Annotated in this window: 14 protein-coding genes; all 14 read left to right on the top strand. The window is 44.6% G+C overall.

Annotated features, from left to right (window positions below; all coding sequences use genetic code 11):
• The first annotated feature begins 322 nt into the window (after window positions 1–322).
• The 14 genes from ELS82_RS12905 (at window position 323) to vasI (ending at window position 16,040) form a co-directional block, all read left to right on the top strand.
• Entirely contained in the window at window positions 323–607 is a 285-nt protein-coding gene (locus ELS82_RS12905; protein ID WP_134835833.1) for a type VI secretion system PAAR protein, read from the top strand.
• A complete protein-coding gene (locus ELS82_RS12900) occupies window positions 591–1,631 on the top strand; it encodes a sel1 repeat family protein (protein ID WP_134835832.1) in 1,041 nt (346 codons plus the stop codon). The genes ELS82_RS12905 and ELS82_RS12900 overlap by 17 nt, the downstream gene beginning before the upstream one ends.
• A gap of 269 nt (window positions 1,632–1,900) precedes the next feature.
• Window positions 1,901–2,398 carry a type VI secretion system contractile sheath small subunit gene (gene tssB / locus ELS82_RS12895; protein ID WP_134835831.1) on the top strand — a complete coding sequence of 166 codons (498 nt, stop codon included), beginning with the start codon at window positions 1,901–1,903 and terminating at the stop codon, window positions 2,396–2,398.
• A 51-nt stretch (window positions 2,399–2,449) separates the two neighbouring features.
• Window positions 2,450–3,922 (top strand): type VI secretion system contractile sheath large subunit, encoded by a 1,473-nt coding sequence (gene tssC, locus ELS82_RS12890; RefSeq protein WP_167489305.1) that lies wholly within the window; start codon window positions 2,450–2,452, stop codon window positions 3,920–3,922.
• 5 nt (window positions 3,923–3,927) lie between these two features.
• Entirely contained in the window at window positions 3,928–4,365 is a 438-nt protein-coding gene (gene tssE / locus ELS82_RS12885) for a type VI secretion system baseplate subunit TssE (RefSeq protein ID WP_134835829.1), read from the top strand.
• A gap of 5 nt (window positions 4,366–4,370) precedes the next feature.
• Entirely contained in the window at window positions 4,371–6,140 is a 1,770-nt protein-coding gene (gene tssF, locus ELS82_RS12880; RefSeq protein ID WP_134835828.1) for a type VI secretion system baseplate subunit TssF, read from the top strand.
• Window positions 6,104–7,120, top strand: coding sequence for a type VI secretion system baseplate subunit TssG (tssG, locus tag ELS82_RS12875; protein WP_134835827.1), 1,017 nt, complete (start codon window positions 6,104–6,106; stop codon window positions 7,118–7,120). Before tssF ends, tssG begins: the two co-directional genes overlap by 37 nt.
• A gap of 2 nt (window positions 7,121–7,122) precedes the next feature.
• The gene (tagH, locus tag ELS82_RS12870) at window positions 7,123–8,598 is read left to right on the top strand and encodes a type VI secretion system-associated FHA domain protein TagH (RefSeq protein ID WP_167489309.1); all 1,476 of its coding nucleotides are present in this window, start codon (window positions 7,123–7,125) and stop codon (window positions 8,596–8,598) included.
• A gap of 2 nt (window positions 8,599–8,600) precedes the next feature.
• Window positions 8,601–9,077 (top strand): type VI secretion system lipoprotein TssJ, encoded by a 477-nt coding sequence (gene tssJ, locus ELS82_RS12865; RefSeq protein WP_134835826.1) that lies wholly within the window; start codon window positions 8,601–8,603, stop codon window positions 9,075–9,077.
• A gap of 5 nt (window positions 9,078–9,082) precedes the next feature.
• Complete coding sequence (tssK, locus tag ELS82_RS12860; RefSeq protein WP_134835825.1) at window positions 9,083–10,417, top strand: type VI secretion system baseplate subunit TssK; 1,335 nt, start codon at window positions 9,083–9,085, stop codon at window positions 10,415–10,417.
• 2 nt (window positions 10,418–10,419) lie between these two features.
• Entirely contained in the window at window positions 10,420–11,187 is a 768-nt protein-coding gene (icmH, locus tag ELS82_RS12855) for a type IVB secretion system protein IcmH/DotU (protein ID WP_134835824.1), read from the top strand.
• A gap of 25 nt (window positions 11,188–11,212) precedes the next feature.
• Window positions 11,213–13,810, top strand: coding sequence for a type VI secretion system ATPase TssH (gene tssH, locus ELS82_RS12850; RefSeq protein ID WP_134835823.1), 2,598 nt, complete (start codon window positions 11,213–11,215; stop codon window positions 13,808–13,810).
• Between the two features lie 2 nt (window positions 13,811–13,812).
• Window positions 13,813–15,402 (top strand): sigma-54 interaction domain-containing protein, encoded by a 1,590-nt coding sequence (locus tag ELS82_RS12845; protein WP_134835822.1) that lies wholly within the window; start codon window positions 13,813–13,815, stop codon window positions 15,400–15,402.
• A complete protein-coding gene (gene vasI / locus ELS82_RS12840; protein WP_244230785.1) occupies window positions 15,399–16,040 on the top strand; it encodes a type VI secretion system-associated protein VasI in 642 nt (213 codons plus the stop codon). Before ELS82_RS12845 ends, vasI begins: the two co-directional genes overlap by 4 nt.

Here is a 16,040-nt window from a genome sequence, read left to right as displayed (position 1 = left end):
TGAAGTCTAATTCCAAAACAATTATTTTTTATTTCATAAATCTGTCAGGCAATAATTACTTATAAAAAATGTTGGTATAATAATTTAATAATTTAATTATTAATTAATATTGCTGTGAAACTGACATGTTTATTATTTAAATACTTATGGAGTGAGGATCGGAAATATATTACTCATTACGGGTAAATAGTTGCCTGTGGAGCAAGAAATAAGTTAGAGTCCTCACCTTACTTAACGTATTTATTAGCCTTTAGTATGAGTTAATATCTGGTTTGATATTTGCTTAATGGCTGTATCAGGATGAAACGTCTAGGAGACAGATATGGGCAAAGCAGCTCTTGTTGGGCATATAGGCACTGGCCATGATGGATTTCCACCGACCCCGATTATATCTGGTTCGGGAACAGTAAAAGCAGATGGTATTTCGGTCGCCCGTCTGGGAGACCCTTTAGAAGCGCACGATAAACCTAAGAATCCTAAACATGATAGGGCAATTTCTTCTGGTTCAGCTACCGTAAAAATTGACGGTAAACCGGCTGCTAGAATAGGAGATTCCGTAGGCTGTGGTGGTGTTTTGCAAGGGGGAAGCAGTGTTAACATTGGCTAAATACTTATTTGATACATTAGTCAAAAAAACACTTGTTACACTGGCTTTTATTATCTGTTTTTCTTCTTGGGCTGTCGGGAAAGAAATGTACGATGTTAGTACGTTGACGCCTGAAGAGGCCTACGAATATGGCGAGCTTTTACGAGTTCAGCTCAAAAATGATGCTGCATTAGAATACTTAAAATTTGCCGCTGACGCTGGCCATGCTAACGCGAGCTATGTATATGCGATTGAGCTGAAGAGAAAGCGTTCTGCTTATCAGGAAGATGACTCTTATCAACAATACCTGACACTCGCTGCTAGCAATGGCAGCTTGGCAGCAATGCGTTACCTATACACTAAAGCTGGTTGGGTAAGCTCTGCTGAAAAGTCTAAGCTGCGTGAAGAATACCATGACCAATTGATAGAGCTTGGTGCAACTGAGCCTAGCTTCGCGTACTTCCGATTATCTCAGTATTACTTTAACGATGACAATGAGCTATCTGCCTACTATTTAGAAAAAGCGCAACAGTTTGATGTGGCAAAAGCTTTTATGGAAGAAGGTGAAAGGATTAAAAATGGTCACATAAGCTTCGCTTTTCAAGCCAAAAAAGACCGGACTATACTGCGCCAGTACGTTAAGGCCGCAGAGCTAGGTTATATACCCGCGATTAGGCGTATCGTCGCGATCTTTGAAGCTGGGGGTGATTTCCAACAAGCTTTGATTTGGCGTGAAAAAGCGTTAGAAAATGGCGATTTAACCTCTCTTCTGTCACTTTCAAAAATTTATCGAGGCGAGAGTGAGCAGTATGATTTTGTCGGCATAGATTTAGTTAAATCAAAAGCATATCTAGAAGTATTTCTACAGACTGCAGGTAGAGACGTATTGCCATCTTTATATTCTCAAGCTGAGGATGATTTCTCTAAACTTGCAAAGTTAACCGATAAAGAACAAACAAAGAAATCTGACTATATTAGGAACTCCTTAATGTCAGAGAAAGATTTTATTAGATACGATGAAATATTAGATAGCGTCCAGTATTAATTAAGAATGTCTCTATGCGGTATAAATCATATTTGCGTAGGATTATTCTTACTATTTACCGGCAACTGTCTTATTTTCCGCTTTTAGCAAATAAAGTAATACTCCACACTAATGAATTGAGATTAAATTTATGTTTATTTCTAATAAATAAGTACTACGTAGTGAAAGAAATTATAGCTAATTTATTTCTTTGCTTACGCTATTTAGGCTATTAATCCTAATTCAGTAAACGTCAACCACCCTGTAATTTAAATCGGAGACCCTTGACTATGTCGAAGGAAGGAAGCGTTGCACCTAAAGAACGCATTAATATTAAATACATCCCTGCAACTGGTGATGCTCAGGCTGAAATCGAACTACCGCTAAAAACCTTAGTAGTAGGTGATTTTAAAGGTCACACCGAAGACACGCCTGTTGAGGAGCGCAGTACCGTTTCAGTGGACAAAAATAACTTCGAGTCCGTTATGCGCGATAGTGAATTAGGTTTGTCTACGGTCGTCAAAAACAAACTCGGCGACGACGAAAATGCAGATATGCCAGTTGAGCTTCGTTTCAACGCTCTTACCGATTTCAACCCTGACTCTATCGCTAGTCAAGTTCCTGAGTTGAATAAGCTTATTGAACTAAGAGAAGCCCTAGTCGCGTTAAAAGGACCACTGGGCAACATTCCAGCATTCAGAGACCGCTTGCAGGAGCTGCTGAGCTCTGAGGAATCACGCGACAAGCTACTCAGTGAACTCAACCTCGTTAGTGAAGAAAGTAATTAAAACAAGTTAACACGACTAACATTTGTCATTTTGGATTAGGGATACATTTTAATGTCTACAGAATCGGTACTAGAAAGACCACAGCTCTCCGAGGGGAGTCTACTAGATGAAATTATGGCACAGACCAAGATCGCACCAAGCGAAGAAGGTTATGACGTTGCCAAAAAAGGAGTTGCTGCGTTTATTGAGAATTTGATTGGTTCACAGCAAACTGATGAAGCAGTTAATAAATCTCTCGTTGATCAAATGCTTGTTGAACTAGACAAGAAAATCAGCGCGCAAATGGATGAGATTCTGCATGACGAGAAATTCCAGCAAATGGAATCCGCTTGGCGTGGCTTGAAGTTACTCGTGGATCGTACTGATTTCGGTGAGAACAACAAAATCGATCTGCTGCATGTAACAAAAGAAGAACTACTAGAAGACTTTGAGTTTGCACCAGAAACGACTCAGTCTGGATTGTACAAACACGTTTACTCATCTGGTTACGGCCAATTTGGTGGTGAGCCAACTGGTGCGATCGTGGGTAACTTTAGCTTCACTCCTTCAACTCCGGACATGAAACTACTTCAATACATGGGCGCACTAGGTGCAATGGCTCATGCTCCGTTCTTATCGAGTGTAGGTCCTGAATTCTTCGGCTTAGATAGCTATGAAGAATTGCCAAACATTAAAGATGTGAAATCAATCTTTGAAAGTCCTAAATACACCAAATGGCGTTCACTTCGTGAGTCAGAAGATGCACGTTATCTTGGCCTAACGGCTCCTCGTTTCTTATTGCGTGTTCCTTATGACCCAGTAGAAAACCCGATTAAGTCATTCAATTATGCTGAAAGTGTTGCTGCATCACATGAACATTATTTGTGGGGCAATACGGCGTTCGCACTAGCGACAAGATTAACGGACAGCTTTGCTAAATACCGTTGGTGCCCAAATATCATCGGCCCACAAAGTGGTGGTGCGGTTGAAGATTTACCAGTGCATGTGTTTGAGTCAATGGGTGCTCTTCAAGCGAAAATCCCAACAGAAGTGTTGATTACTGATCGCAAAGAGTTCGAATTGGCTGAAGAAGGCTTCATTGCTTTGACTATGCGTAAGGGCAGTGACAATGCTGCGTTTTTCTCAGCTAACTCTATCCAGAAACCGAAGGTATTCCCAAATACCAAAGAAGGTAAAGAAGCTGAGACGAACTACAAGCTTGGTACTCAGTTGCCTTACATGATGATCATTAACCGTCTTGCGCACTATATCAAAGTGCTACAACGCGAGCAGATCGGTTCATGGAAAGAGCGTCAAGATCTTGAGCGCGAACTTAACACTTGGATTAAGCAATTTGTAGCCGATCAGGAAAACCCGCCAGCAGATGTACGCAGCCGACGTCCACTACGTGCAGCAAAAATTGATGTTGCTGACGTACAAGGAAACCCAGGTTGGTACCAAGTGTCATTGTCTGTTCGTCCTCACTTCAAGTATATGGGCGCAAACTTTGAACTGTCACTTGTTGGTCGACTAGATCAGGCGTAATTGAAATGACGTACTTTGCACCTGAAGAGAGTACGTTTGGTGTTGGCTTCTTAGAACGCTTAGAAGCCAACTCTGATCCTGTTTCATTTACTCAAGGTCCTTACCCAGAAGATGTGTTGGCTTCGATTAAACGAAATGTCGCTAAAGTCCTTAATACTCGGGTCGGAGGCGCGCAAAGTGCGCCGACTCTAGGCCTTATCGATTTTAATGATGCCACGCTAGATACCTTAGATTTGTCTTTGAAGGTGAAGTTATCCATTCAAGGCTGTCTACGCCAGTTTGAGCCACGCTTAAAACATATAGAAGTTACAGCTATTTTGGACCGAGATCGCCCGCTATCTCTGCAGTTTCGTATTACTGCACAGATAAATAGTGATGCGATCCATGACAAGGTGCAATTTGACCTGCTGCTAGATCAGAACAGAAAATATCGAGTGGTTTAAGGAATATGAGCCAAGATAAATACTTTAGAGAAGAGCTTACTTTTCTTAAAGAGCAAGGACGTGAGTTTACTGAGATTTACCCTCAGCTTTCACGCTTCCTCCATGGTCGAACATTAGACCCGGATGTTGAACGCTTACTAGAAGGTTTTGCCTTCTTAACAGGGCGCTTGCGAGAGAAAGTTGAAGACGAGTTTCCTGAACTGACTCACTCGATGATTAATATGCTTTGGCCCAATTACCTTCGACCTGTGCCGAGTATGAGTATCTTGGCCTTTACCCCTGATCAAAGTGTCAGCGAAAAGCAGTTGATCAACAAAGGAACGCAAGTCGACAGTAAAGCTATTTTCGGAACGAAATGTCACTTCCAAACGTGTAGAGAAGTGGAAATTTATCCGATAGAGAGTGTTGATGTTCGAGCGCAGCACACTCGCGAAGCGACTGTTATTGATGTGATGTTGACGACTCAGGGTGACGTAACTCTGGGTAACGCTCTTTTAGAGGATCTGCGTTTTTACCTTGGTGGTGACAAATACAGTTCTCAAATGCTTTATCTGTGGCTAAACCACTATCTAGATAAAGTGACCATTGAGATAAATGGTGCGGAATTTTCTCTCCCTAAAGACAGCTTTAGTGTTGTTGGCTTTGGCAGCAATGACGCTCTACTCCCTTATCCGACCAACGTGTATGAGGGATATCGTATTCTGCAAGAGTATCTGTCGTTTCCTGAAGCCTTCCACTTTTTTGACCTATCGCGCTTAGATAAGGTTATTCCCAAAAGTGTCAGTGGTGAATTCACTATTAAGCTGCATTTTTCCAAGACGCTTCCTGTTGATGTAAGAGTACAGAAAGAGAATTTCCAACTTTACTGTACGCCAATTATTAACTTGTTCCATCACGACGCTGACCCTATCGCTTTGTCCGGGCGCCATTCTGAGTATCGGGTTATACCGTCTAGTCGTTACCCCGCGCATTATGAAGTGTTTAATGTTGAAAGTGTTGTCGGTTGGCAAGACGGACAGCAAGAGGGAAAGCGAGTCCGAGGCTCGAAGCGTGTTTACTCTCCATTTGAAAGCTTTCAGCATGAAGTAGAGCGAGTGCGTCACCGCCAGGCTCTTTACTATCGAACTCGAATCAAAGAGAGCATTCGAAAAGATGGTTTTGATAGCTTTATATCTTTTGTCAGAAGTGATGAAACCGTCTCTATTGATGTGGATGAAGCGGTCTCAATAAAGCTCACTTGTACGAATCGACTATTGCCTTTAGAGCTAGGCGTTGGCGATATCTGCGAAGCAACGGATACTTCGCCGCCTTTTGCAACATTTTCCAATATATCGGTGCCATCGCAATCATTAAGGCCTGTGCTTGATGGGAGCTTGCTGTGGACGCTGATTTCTAATTTATCTCTTAACTATTTATCGCTGCTTTCAAAGGATGCACTAAGCAGTGTCTTAAGAGCGTATGACTTTAAAGCTTTGGTCGATCGCCAGGCAGAGAAAGTATCAAAACGTCGTCTAGAAGCGATTCAGAAGATTGAGTCAAAGCCAATCGACAAAATTATGCGTGGCTTACCGATCAGAGGCTTACAGTCCACGCTTTATATCGATCAAGCAGGCTTCGGCTCTGAAGGGGATCTGTACCTTTTCGGCACGGTTTTAAGCCACTTCTTTGCGTTGTACGCCAGCATCAACTCATTCCATGAGCTACACGTCGTCAATGTTACTAATCAAGAGAGGTATACATGGGGTTCTCAAACGGGAATGCAACCTCTCATTTAACTGATGACGAGGTGTCTCAGCAGCCAATCGGTATGCCGAGTGAAGTACATGATTATAGCTTTTATCAATTGGTTGAATTGGTTCAAAAGCTTAAAGGGGTCGACCCTGAAGAGTATGAATGGGAGCGAAGCTGTCAGCTGATGTTCAGTGGCAATCCGAGCTTAGGTTTTTCGCCAGCAGATGTGGCGAGTTTAGATTTGCTTAATGATGACCGCATGATCATGACGACCAATTTTTTCGGTCTGTCTGGTGCGCAATCGCCGCTTCCAGGCTATGTCGTTGAGCAACTTTTGATGGAAGGGCCTGGCGGACAAAAGCAGCAGTTTTTTGACTTTTTCAATAACCGCTTAATTAGCCTGCTGTATCGCATATGGCGAAAGTACCGATACTTCGTTCGCTTTCAGCCGGATGCGAAAGATGACTTTTCTGCACAGCTACTCTCTTTGGTCGGATTAGGTTCAACGGACCTTAGAGGTGATACACCAATCAACTGGTGCAAGATGCTGGCTTATTCAGGCACGTTAGCGGGTCGAAGCCGCTCTCCACAAGTGGTGGCCGGGATCATCGCCCATTGTTTTGATTTGAAAGAGGTTCGAATTGAGCAGTGGACGAAAAGAAAAGTGGATATCGCACCTTCGCAGCAGACCTCAGTTGGTCTAGGGAATGCAGCTTTGGGCGTGTCAACCATCGTTGGCGATTCGGTAGTCGATTGCAATGGCAAGTTCACGATTTGGATCGATGGGTTAAGCCGCAGTCGGTTCTTAGATTTCTTGCCGTCAGGTAAGGAGTTTGAACCGCTTTGTAAACTGGTTGAGTTCATTTTGCGTGAGCAAATGGCTTACGACTTATCACTGACTATGGCAAGTGAAGAACCTCAACAAATCCTATTGAGCAAAGAGTCGAATGTCGCCTTGGGTTGGACATCGTTTCTTGGCCAAAGCAGCGACAAGAAAAACGTATTAATTCAAGTAAGGCAATGATGATGGGCAAATCTCCTTTAACCAAGTTGACGTTATTGGTTACCAATGTACAAAAACTAGAGTCAAGACTCTCGGCGCTAATGGAATGGGGAGTTGAGGGCGGCATAGTTGGTTCTGATGACAGCGCGCATTGGTTGCTTTCTGACTCTAAGGGTGAAGTTTTTCCTGAGCATTGCGAAATATTGATGCTCGATGGCGCTTTTTGTCTCAAGGATCTTTGTGGTGAGACGTACATCAATGGATCTGTGATGCCAGTGGGTAAGGAGTTGTTAGCAAAACTCGCGCACAACGACCATATCCGCATTGGTCCATACGAAATACGCGTCATTGTTGGCGACTTAGATACGGAAATCTGCTCAGAATCCCTTAACACTCTTTTTTCAGAGCCTGGAGCTGACCTTTTATCAAATCATGCTTTTGAGCAAGAGCCTGCGCCTAAAAACAAGTCAGCAGAGAAAACGGATCCATTAGATGCGTTAGGCGATTACGTATCAGAAAAGACACAGTCCCTGATTGATGATGAGCCGAAAAATAGCAATGACTCAGTGCCTGCCAGCTTAGGTCTTGAAGAAGATCTTTCACCCCAAGAGTCGGGCATTGTGATGCAAGCAGATAGCAACAACGAGCTGTCGTCATCGATGATGCTCAAGAGAATACTCAATTTTGGCTTTCGCTCGAAACAAGCGAGTAAGCCAGAACCAAATACCAATACCACACAAAAAATCGAGTCAAGTCAGGTTACTGGCATTGACCAACAAAAAATAACAACCAACGTTTTAGAGGGCTTTCAAATGGACGAACAAGAATTAGATTTGCTAGAGGAAGAGGTGGCAAAAAGCCTTCCGACAGAAACAAGTAGTGATGTGGCGACTTCAGGTTTAGGCGGACATTTACTTACAGGACCTTTGCTCAATGGTTTGGGCGCGCAACTAAGTGGTACGGATGATATCGCTCGTATGCAGATGTTGTCTCAAGAGTTAGGTGAGTCATTGCAGTCTTGTATTAAAGGCATCCTAGCCCTGCATCAACAAGTTAACCAAGGGCGTTTTGGCACGCTAAACCGCAACCTACAACCAATTGAAGATAATCCGCTAAGGCTGGGGCTCTCTTATCAAGAAACAATCCAAACGCTTTATGACTCAAATAAGAGCGCTGTGCACTTATCTGCCCCATTTGCGATTGAAGAAAGTTTAGCCAATGTACAAGCGCACAATGAGGCGATGCAGTACGCAACAGGCGAAGCACTGACGCAAATCTTAGGTGCATTTTCTCCAGACGTACTTTTAAGTCGATTCCAAAACTATAAGCGCTCTCATCAATCTAGCGTTGAGGATGGTGATGCTTGGGCTTGGCAAATGTACTGCAGCTACTACCAAGAGCTGGCGTCACATCGTCAGCAAGGGTTTGAAAAACTGTTCTGGGAAATTTTTGAACAATCGTATGACCGCAAAATCCGAGAAAAACAGTTGGAGTACTGATCGTGAGACATTTGCTCTTTGCGTGCTTTTGTTTTGCGTTAATGACTGGGTGTAGCAGCAGTGAACCTGTCAGTCCAGCAAAAGCACCCACGAAGGTGACATTCAGTCTCGTAGCGACAGAGGGAATGAATCCGAACGTGTGGGGAGAAGCCGCACCAGTTGAGATTCAAGTATTCGAGTTAGTTGATGACTCAATGTTTATGTCATCCAGCTACGACCAGCTAAAACAAGACTATAAAAAGGCTTTAAAAAGCAACTTTATCAAGAGTTATGACTATGTGTTGCTACCTGGCCAATTCAAGTTTGTGAATGAAATTGAAGTGACTGATGAGACGAACTATATCGGCGTCCTCGCCAATTTTTCCGACATTGAACTCAGTGAATGGAAGAAGGCGGTCAAGGTCATCAAGCAGGGAAGGGAGTATCACTTACTGATGTTACTCAATGATTACGAAGTAGATTTACAAAGGGTGGAATAGAGAAGATGTTTTCACGAAATCGTGTAATTTGGAACGAAGGACTTTTCATTAAACCCCAGCACTTCCAGCAGCAACAGCGATACTCAGAATACTTTATGGATGAGCGATTGAGTACAGTCAGTCGTTATTTGTACGGTATCTCGGAGTTTGAGTTCAATCCTGAGTACCTTTCGTTTGGCCGCATTGCCATTGAGCGAGCGGTTGGTGTTATGCCTGATGGTTCGGTATTTCGAATTCCTCAAGAAGATGTTCACCCAGACGCGTTAGAAATTGAAGATGCGTCATTGGCAAACCAGCTTGTTTACTTGGCGGTTCCGCTGCGCAGTGAATCTTTACGAGAGATTAACTGGCCTGACGCTCAGGGTACGGGTAGATATGAGAGTCGCCGACTAGAGGTGCGTGATGTGCATACCTTGCAAGGTGATATGACCACTATCGATGTATCTCCGATTCGTATCCAATTGATGCTGGAAAAAGAAGACCGCAGTGCGTATGCCTCTATGGCGGTGGGAAGAATACTGGAAAAGCGCCCTGATGGTAGTGTGGTGATGGACCCAGACTTTATCCCTTGCCACGTTAATGTCGCTGCGAATTCATCGCTTCACCGTTTCATTAACGAAATTTCAGGTTTGATGCGAGAGCGTGCCAAAAATATTGCGCAGCGAATTGGCTCTCCGGCGCAAGGCGGGGTGGCGGATGTCTCTGACTTTATGTTGCTACAAGCCCTAAACCGCTTACAGCCACAAATCCACCACTTAGCAGAGCTGCGCAGCTTACACCCAGAGCGTCTGTTTGAAAGCTTATCTACGGTGGTTGGTGAGCTAGCTACGTTCACAGATGAAAGTCGACTGCCACCTAATACGGTCAGCTATAACCATGATATGCCGACGGAATCATTCTGGCCTTTGATTCGCAACTTACGCCAAGCGCTCAGCGTTGTACTAGAGCCAAGAGCGGTCGCGATTCAACTTGATAAACGCAAATATGGCTTGATGGTGGCACCAATTCAAGATCCACAGTTGATGCAAACGGCTGACTTTATCATCGCAGTTAAAGCACGTATGCCAATGGATGATTTACGTCGTCAATTTACCCAGCAAACCAAAGTCTCTTCGGTAGAGAAAATCCGTGAGCTGATTTCTTTGCAGTTACCAGGTGTTCCTTTGGTCGTGCTACCAGTGGCACCGCGTCAGTTGCCGTATCACGCTGGTTACATCTACTACCAGTTGGATAAGACAAGTAGTGCATGGCAGCAGCTATCGCAGTCTAGTGGCTTTGCTTTCCATATCGCGGCCGCATTTGACGACCTTGATTTACAGTTCTGGGCAATAAGGGATTAGACGTGGATAAGAAAAGTACTCAATTCAGCAGCTTACTGTTTGATGATGCTGAAAAAATCAACCATGACCAAGACTATTGGTTTCAACTTCGTGGCAGTTTGCATAACCCACTCATTGATGCGTCAACGCCATTGTTCGGACTTTCCCTGCGTATTCGTCAGCTAACAGATTGCGAAAATATTGAAGTAATTTACGAGCAGACGTTAGAGGAAATCAAAAACATTGAAATTGAGCTGACTGGCCTTGGTTACGAACATGCTGTGCTAATGGCTTATCGCTACATCTTATGCACCTTCCTCGATGAGGCTGTGTTAGGAACCGAATGGGGCGCTAACACGGTATGGGCCGAGCACTCACTTCTGTCTCGATTTCACAATGAAACTTGGGGCGGAGAAAAGGTATTTACGGTACTGAAACGTCTTGAAAAAGAGCCTGAAAACTACACAGAGCTGTTGGAGTTCATCTACCAATGCCTTGTTTTAGGGTTTGAAGGCAAATATCGCGTAATTGAGTCGGGGCAACAAGAAAGAGAAAAAGTGATCGATCGACTCTATCACTTATTGCATCACGATGAAGAGCAGAAACCTGTTCAACTGACTCATGCAACAGAGCACGTTGTTCGCTCTAAATACAAGATCAGCAAACAGTTACCGATATGGACCATATTTGCAGGTTTCGCGCTGCTTTGGGTAGGTACATTTATTGGTTACAGCTACCTCCTTCATGTCAAAACAAGTGACGTGATTGAGCAACTGAATCAAATTTTATAACAATAATTAAGGCTAGGTTATTACCGTGATACGTATCGAGCTTCCAACTCTTATATCAAAGTTAAACGAGCAGAGTAAGCTTGCGCTAGAACAAGCTGCGACTGTTTGCATTGAACGCCAACATGGCGAGATTACTTTCGAGCATTACCTTGAGGTACTGCTAAATAACCCGTTATCAGATGTTAGGCTGATCTTTAAACAAGCTAATCTTGATATTGAAGAGCTTAATCGCGCTTTGGTTGATGGCTATACTCGCGAGGCAGCCCTAGACAGCTACCCTGCATTTTCTCCGCTATTGGTGGAGCTACTTCAAGAAGCGTGGTTACTTTCAACCACGGAACTGAATCAGACGGAACTTCGCTCTGGTGCGATTCTGCTTGCCGCTTTGACGCGCGCAGATCGTTACATGGTTCCGAATTTGGTCAAAGTGACCAGCGGCATCAATCGCGAAAACTTACGCAAACACTTTACTGCGATCTTAGTTGATTCTTCAGAAACTCAAGTGGTTGATAAAACGAAAAATCATAGCAACGCTGCGTCAGGTTCTGATTTATCCATTTTAGAGAAGTACTGTACTAATGTGACCGCGCAAGCGCGTAACCAAGAATTGGATCCTGTGATATGTCGAGAGCATGAGATCAGTTTAATGATCGATATCCTTTGTCGTCGTAGAAAGAACAACCCAATCGTAGTGGGTGATGCCGGGGTAGGTAAAAGCGCGGTAATCGAAGGGCTGGCACTGTGCATTGCTTCTGGTCAGGTACCGAACCAGTTACGAAACGTCGAGCTTTATTCTCTGGATTTAGGTCTACTTCAAGCGGGCGCCTCAGTTAAAGGCGAGTTTGAAAAAAGACTTAAAGGTGTGATTGATGCGATCAAACATTCGCCGTCGCCAATCATCCTTTTCATTGACGAAGCGCACACGCTTATCGGCGCAGGCAATCAAGAAGGTGGCGGTGATGCCGCGAACTTGCTTAAACCGGCCCTTGCACGTGGTGAGCTAAGCACCATTGCCGCGACAACCTGGAAAGAATATAAGAAATACTTTGAGAAAGACCCAGCATTGACACGTAGATTCCAACTGGTCAAGTTGGATGAGCCGAGTGTTGAGCAAGCGGTAGATATATTGCGAGGACTTAACTCAGTTTATGAAAATACCCATAAGGTCCTAATTACCGACGAAGCGCTTAAAGCGGCTTCAGAGCTGTCGGCGCGTTATATCTCGGGTCGTCAGCTGCCAGATAAGGCGATCGATGTGTTAGATACCGCATGTGCTCGTATTGCGATTAATTTGACGACTCCACCTAAACGTCTTGCCGCAATTGAAACGGCAAAACATCAGCGTCAGCTTGAGATCGACATGCTTAATCGCGCTCAGTTATTAGGTCAAGACCTAGACACGGCGAGATTGGATGAGCTGCAAACACAAAGTGTTGCTGATGAGCAAGAGCACCAAGCACTAAGCGAGAGCTGGCAGCATCAAAAGCAGCTCGTAGAAGAGATCATTGAACTACGAACGCAGCTATCTGCAGACGAACTAAGTGATGAAGAGCGCCTAGAATGCAGTGAGCAGATCCGTGCTAAATACAAAGAGATCGATGCAATTCCTCATAAAGAACGTCTTATTCATCCTCAGGTCGATGAGCAGCAAATTGCTGAAGTGATTGCCGATTGGACTGGCGTACCTGTCGATCAAATGAATAGCGACGAGCTGTACAAAATTACCCATCTGACCTCTATTTTAGGCCGTGCAATTAAAGGTCAAGACGTCGCGATTGAGCGAGTGCATAAACACCTGTTGACGGCAAGAGCCGACCTTCGTCGCCCAGGTCGACCAAAAGGTGCATTTCTTCTCGTTGGCCCAAGTGGTGTGGGGAAAACCGAGACAGTCGTGCAGTTGGCCGAGCATCTCTATGGTGGCAAGCAATTCTTAACCACCATTAACATGTCTGAGTATCAAGAGAAGCACACCGTTTCTCGACTAATTGGTTCTCCACCAGGCTACGTTGGCTATGGCGAGGGCGGTGTGTTAACTGAGGCTATTCGCAAGATGCCTTACTCGGTCGTTTTGCTTGATGAAGTCGAAAAAGCGCACCCTGAAGTATTAAACCTCTTCTATCAGGCGTTTGATAAAGGTGAACTTGCTGATGGTGAAGGTCGAATCATTGATTGCCAGAATGTGGTCTTCTTCCTCACGTCGAATCTTGGTTTTCAAACAATTGTCGATTACTCAGAGCGTTTAGATGACCTTGATGATGCGCTATATCCCGAGCTTGCTGCCTTCTTCAAACCAGCGTTACTTGCTCGCATGGAAGTCATCCCATATATGCCGCTTTCTCCTCAAGTCCTTGAAGTTATTGTACGAGCGAAACTTGAGCGTTTAGAGCATCTATTTAAAGAGCGTTATGAAGCAGAGGTTGTTATCGAGTCTTCATTGATTGATGAAATCCTTGCCCGAGCGACGCGTTCAGAAAATGGTGCCCGAATGCTTGAAGCCATTATTGAAGGTCAGCTTCTTCCACCAGTTTCTCTCGCGCTACTCAACAAACTTTCAGAGCAGAAGCCGGTGAATCGTATCCAATTGTCCGCCGTTGACGGCCAATTTAAAGGCGAAGTGGAGTAGGTATGGCGAATTGGTTAGTAAGGACGACTGAGCTCATTGGTATTAAATCCAAAGATGAGTTAACTCAGACATTCGCTAAGGTATTGATTGAAGAGCTGAGTTTGGCACACTGCTTAGTGCTTTCTCCTAACAATGAAGGGCGCCGACTGATCCCCCACGATACAAGCTTGTCTGTATCGTGGTCAGTAAATGACTTAAGTAACCCGTTTGCTCACGTGTTGCAAAACTCTAAGGCGATGACGCTGTCAGCCGATGAGCTGTTATTTTGGCAAACGGATCGAGCGTTCTGTGAATTAGTTTCCCAAGTAGGCATGTTCGATGGTGTGCGTATTCAGCCGCTACCTTTGCAGTCAAAGTACGTCCAATTTGTACTTTATATGCAAGGGGAGCCAAGCAAAATCAACACCGCTTTCGAAGACGACATGTGTACCGCGTTTGTTGGGGTGTTCACCAAACAGTGGCAATTACTTGATGAATTAGAGAAAGAACAACGCGATCTTAAAGAGCTGTCAGAATCTCTCAGTGAGATTCAGCGTGATAGAAAGCAGCATGAGCTTGCCAATGATCTGTCACAATCGCTCATCGGTGAAAGCAGAACCATGCAGCGACTTCGTCAGCAGATTGTAAGTGCAGCTTCGTCTCATTTATCTGTCATGGTTCAAGGTGAGACCGGTACAGGTAAAGAACTCGTAGCTCAAGCGATTCATCAGCTTTCTGCTCGTAATAAAAAACCAATGGTGGCGATTAACTGTGCTGCGATTCCTGAAAATCTGCTAGAAAGTGAGCTGTTTGGTTACTGCAAAGGTGCCTTCTCTGGCGCAGAGTCTGATCGACAAGGGCTGATTGCTCAAGCCGACGGCGGTACGCTATTTTTAGATGAAATCGGTGACATGCCGTTAGCGCTGCAAGCCAAGTTGTTGCGAGTACTTGAGAGCAAAAGATTTAGACCTGTTGGTGGCAAAGAGGAGCAAGCGTCTGACTTCCGCCTTGTTTCAGCAACACACGTCAATCTATTAGCTCAAGTCCAGGCCAAGAAATTCAGACAAGATCTCTACTACCGACTGTTTCAATACCCGTTAACCCTACCAAGGCTAGCGGAGCGCTTAGAAGATATCGAGCAACTGAGTGTTCACTTCATCAATGAGTTTAATGAGCTACATGGACGCACTATTCGTGGCCTTCATTACCGAGCACTAGATTGTTTAAAACAATATGCTTTCCCGGGTAATGTGCGCGAACTAAAACACCTCATTGAGTTTGGTTGCGCGCAGACTGATGACAACTCAGAAATCAGTGAAGGAAGCTTAGCTAATCGCATCGCATGCTTAAACTTTGAACTGAAAAGCTTGAGCGAACCAACGCCAATGGCTACCCATTCTCACTTTGTTCAAGATAGCCCTTATCAGCATCCACCTAGTGACTTCGCTGGCATCACCGACTTGAAACAAGCGGTGAATGATTACGAAGAGCAGATCATTCGTGACCGTCTAAACTTCTTTGCCGGAAATCGAGGCAAAGCGGCGAAAAGTTTAGGCATTCCGAAAAGAACGTTGGCATACAAATGTCAGAAGCTGGAGATCAAGGCGCTATGAGAATAGTGATAACCAGACTTGTTGGCCTAGCATGTGCCCTTTGGTGGCTACCTGTGAATGCTCAAGCGACCAACACGTATCAGTGGGAGCAGGTGGATCAATGTCGAATCATTGCGAAAAGGCTTGAGCGACTGAGGTGTTTTGATCAGTTGTTTGATACGCCAGTAGCGTTAAAGGGACAGAGCCATGAACCTGATAAGCCTAAAGTGTGGATGCTTGCTTACCCGCAAAGTGGGGCTGAGAACGATTTGGCTCCAGTCTTAAATGAATCTGATTCGGGTGAGGATGCTTGGGTCACTTTATCTGCATTGCCTCAGGGCGAGGTTGATTCCCCGGTTCTCGTTATGAGCTGTATGGATGAAATCAGCCGAGTTCAGTTGGCACTACCTAAACCATTAATTGATGCACGTATTTCAGTTTCAGTGGCTCAAGGCCAGCGTGAGTATTGGAGAAGTGATGATGAGGGTGTGGTGTTCTCATCAGCGCAGGGACTCCCAGCGATAGAGCTGATGAAACGTATGGCTCAACAAAGAAAGGTGACACTGAGGTCGAACTCAGAAACGGTTGATGGACTGCAGTTTGACACGGTGGCGCTGCAAGCGGCGCTGAGTCCACTACGACAGCGTTGCCGGTGGTAA

It is taken from the genome of Vibrio ouci, from assembly GCF_004551525.1.
Taxonomy (GTDB): domain Bacteria; phylum Pseudomonadota; class Gammaproteobacteria; order Enterobacterales; family Vibrionaceae; genus Vibrio; species Vibrio ouci.
This window is presented reverse-complemented; position numbering and strand designations above follow the sequence as displayed.

What these genes read in the sequence shown, in the direction of transcription:
- tagH (WP_167489309.1), top strand. Translation starts at nt 7,123, where the DNA reads ATGGGCAAATCTCCTTTAACCAAGTTGACGTTATTGGTTACCAATGTA.
- vasI (WP_244230785.1), top strand. Translation starts at nt 15,399, where the DNA reads ATGAGAATAGTGATAACCAGACTTGTTGGCCTAGCATGTGCCCTTTGG.
- ELS82_RS12845 (WP_134835822.1), top strand. Translation starts at nt 13,813, where the DNA reads ATGGCGAATTGGTTAGTAAGGACGACTGAGCTCATTGGTATTAAATCC.
- tssB (WP_134835831.1), top strand. Translation starts at nt 1,901, where the DNA reads ATGTCGAAGGAAGGAAGCGTTGCACCTAAAGAACGCATTAATATTAAA.
- tssK (WP_134835825.1), top strand. Translation starts at nt 9,083, where the DNA reads ATGTTTTCACGAAATCGTGTAATTTGGAACGAAGGACTTTTCATTAAA.
- tssC (WP_167489305.1), top strand. Translation starts at nt 2,450, where the DNA reads ATGTCTACAGAATCGGTACTAGAAAGACCACAGCTCTCCGAGGGGAGT.
- tssF (WP_134835828.1), top strand. Translation starts at nt 4,371, where the DNA reads ATGAGCCAAGATAAATACTTTAGAGAAGAGCTTACTTTTCTTAAAGAG.
- tssE (WP_134835829.1), top strand. Translation starts at nt 3,928, where the DNA reads ATGACGTACTTTGCACCTGAAGAGAGTACGTTTGGTGTTGGCTTCTTA.
- tssG (WP_134835827.1), top strand. Translation starts at nt 6,104, where the DNA reads ATGGGGTTCTCAAACGGGAATGCAACCTCTCATTTAACTGATGACGAG.
- ELS82_RS12905 (WP_134835833.1), top strand. Translation starts at nt 323, where the DNA reads ATGGGCAAAGCAGCTCTTGTTGGGCATATAGGCACTGGCCATGATGGA.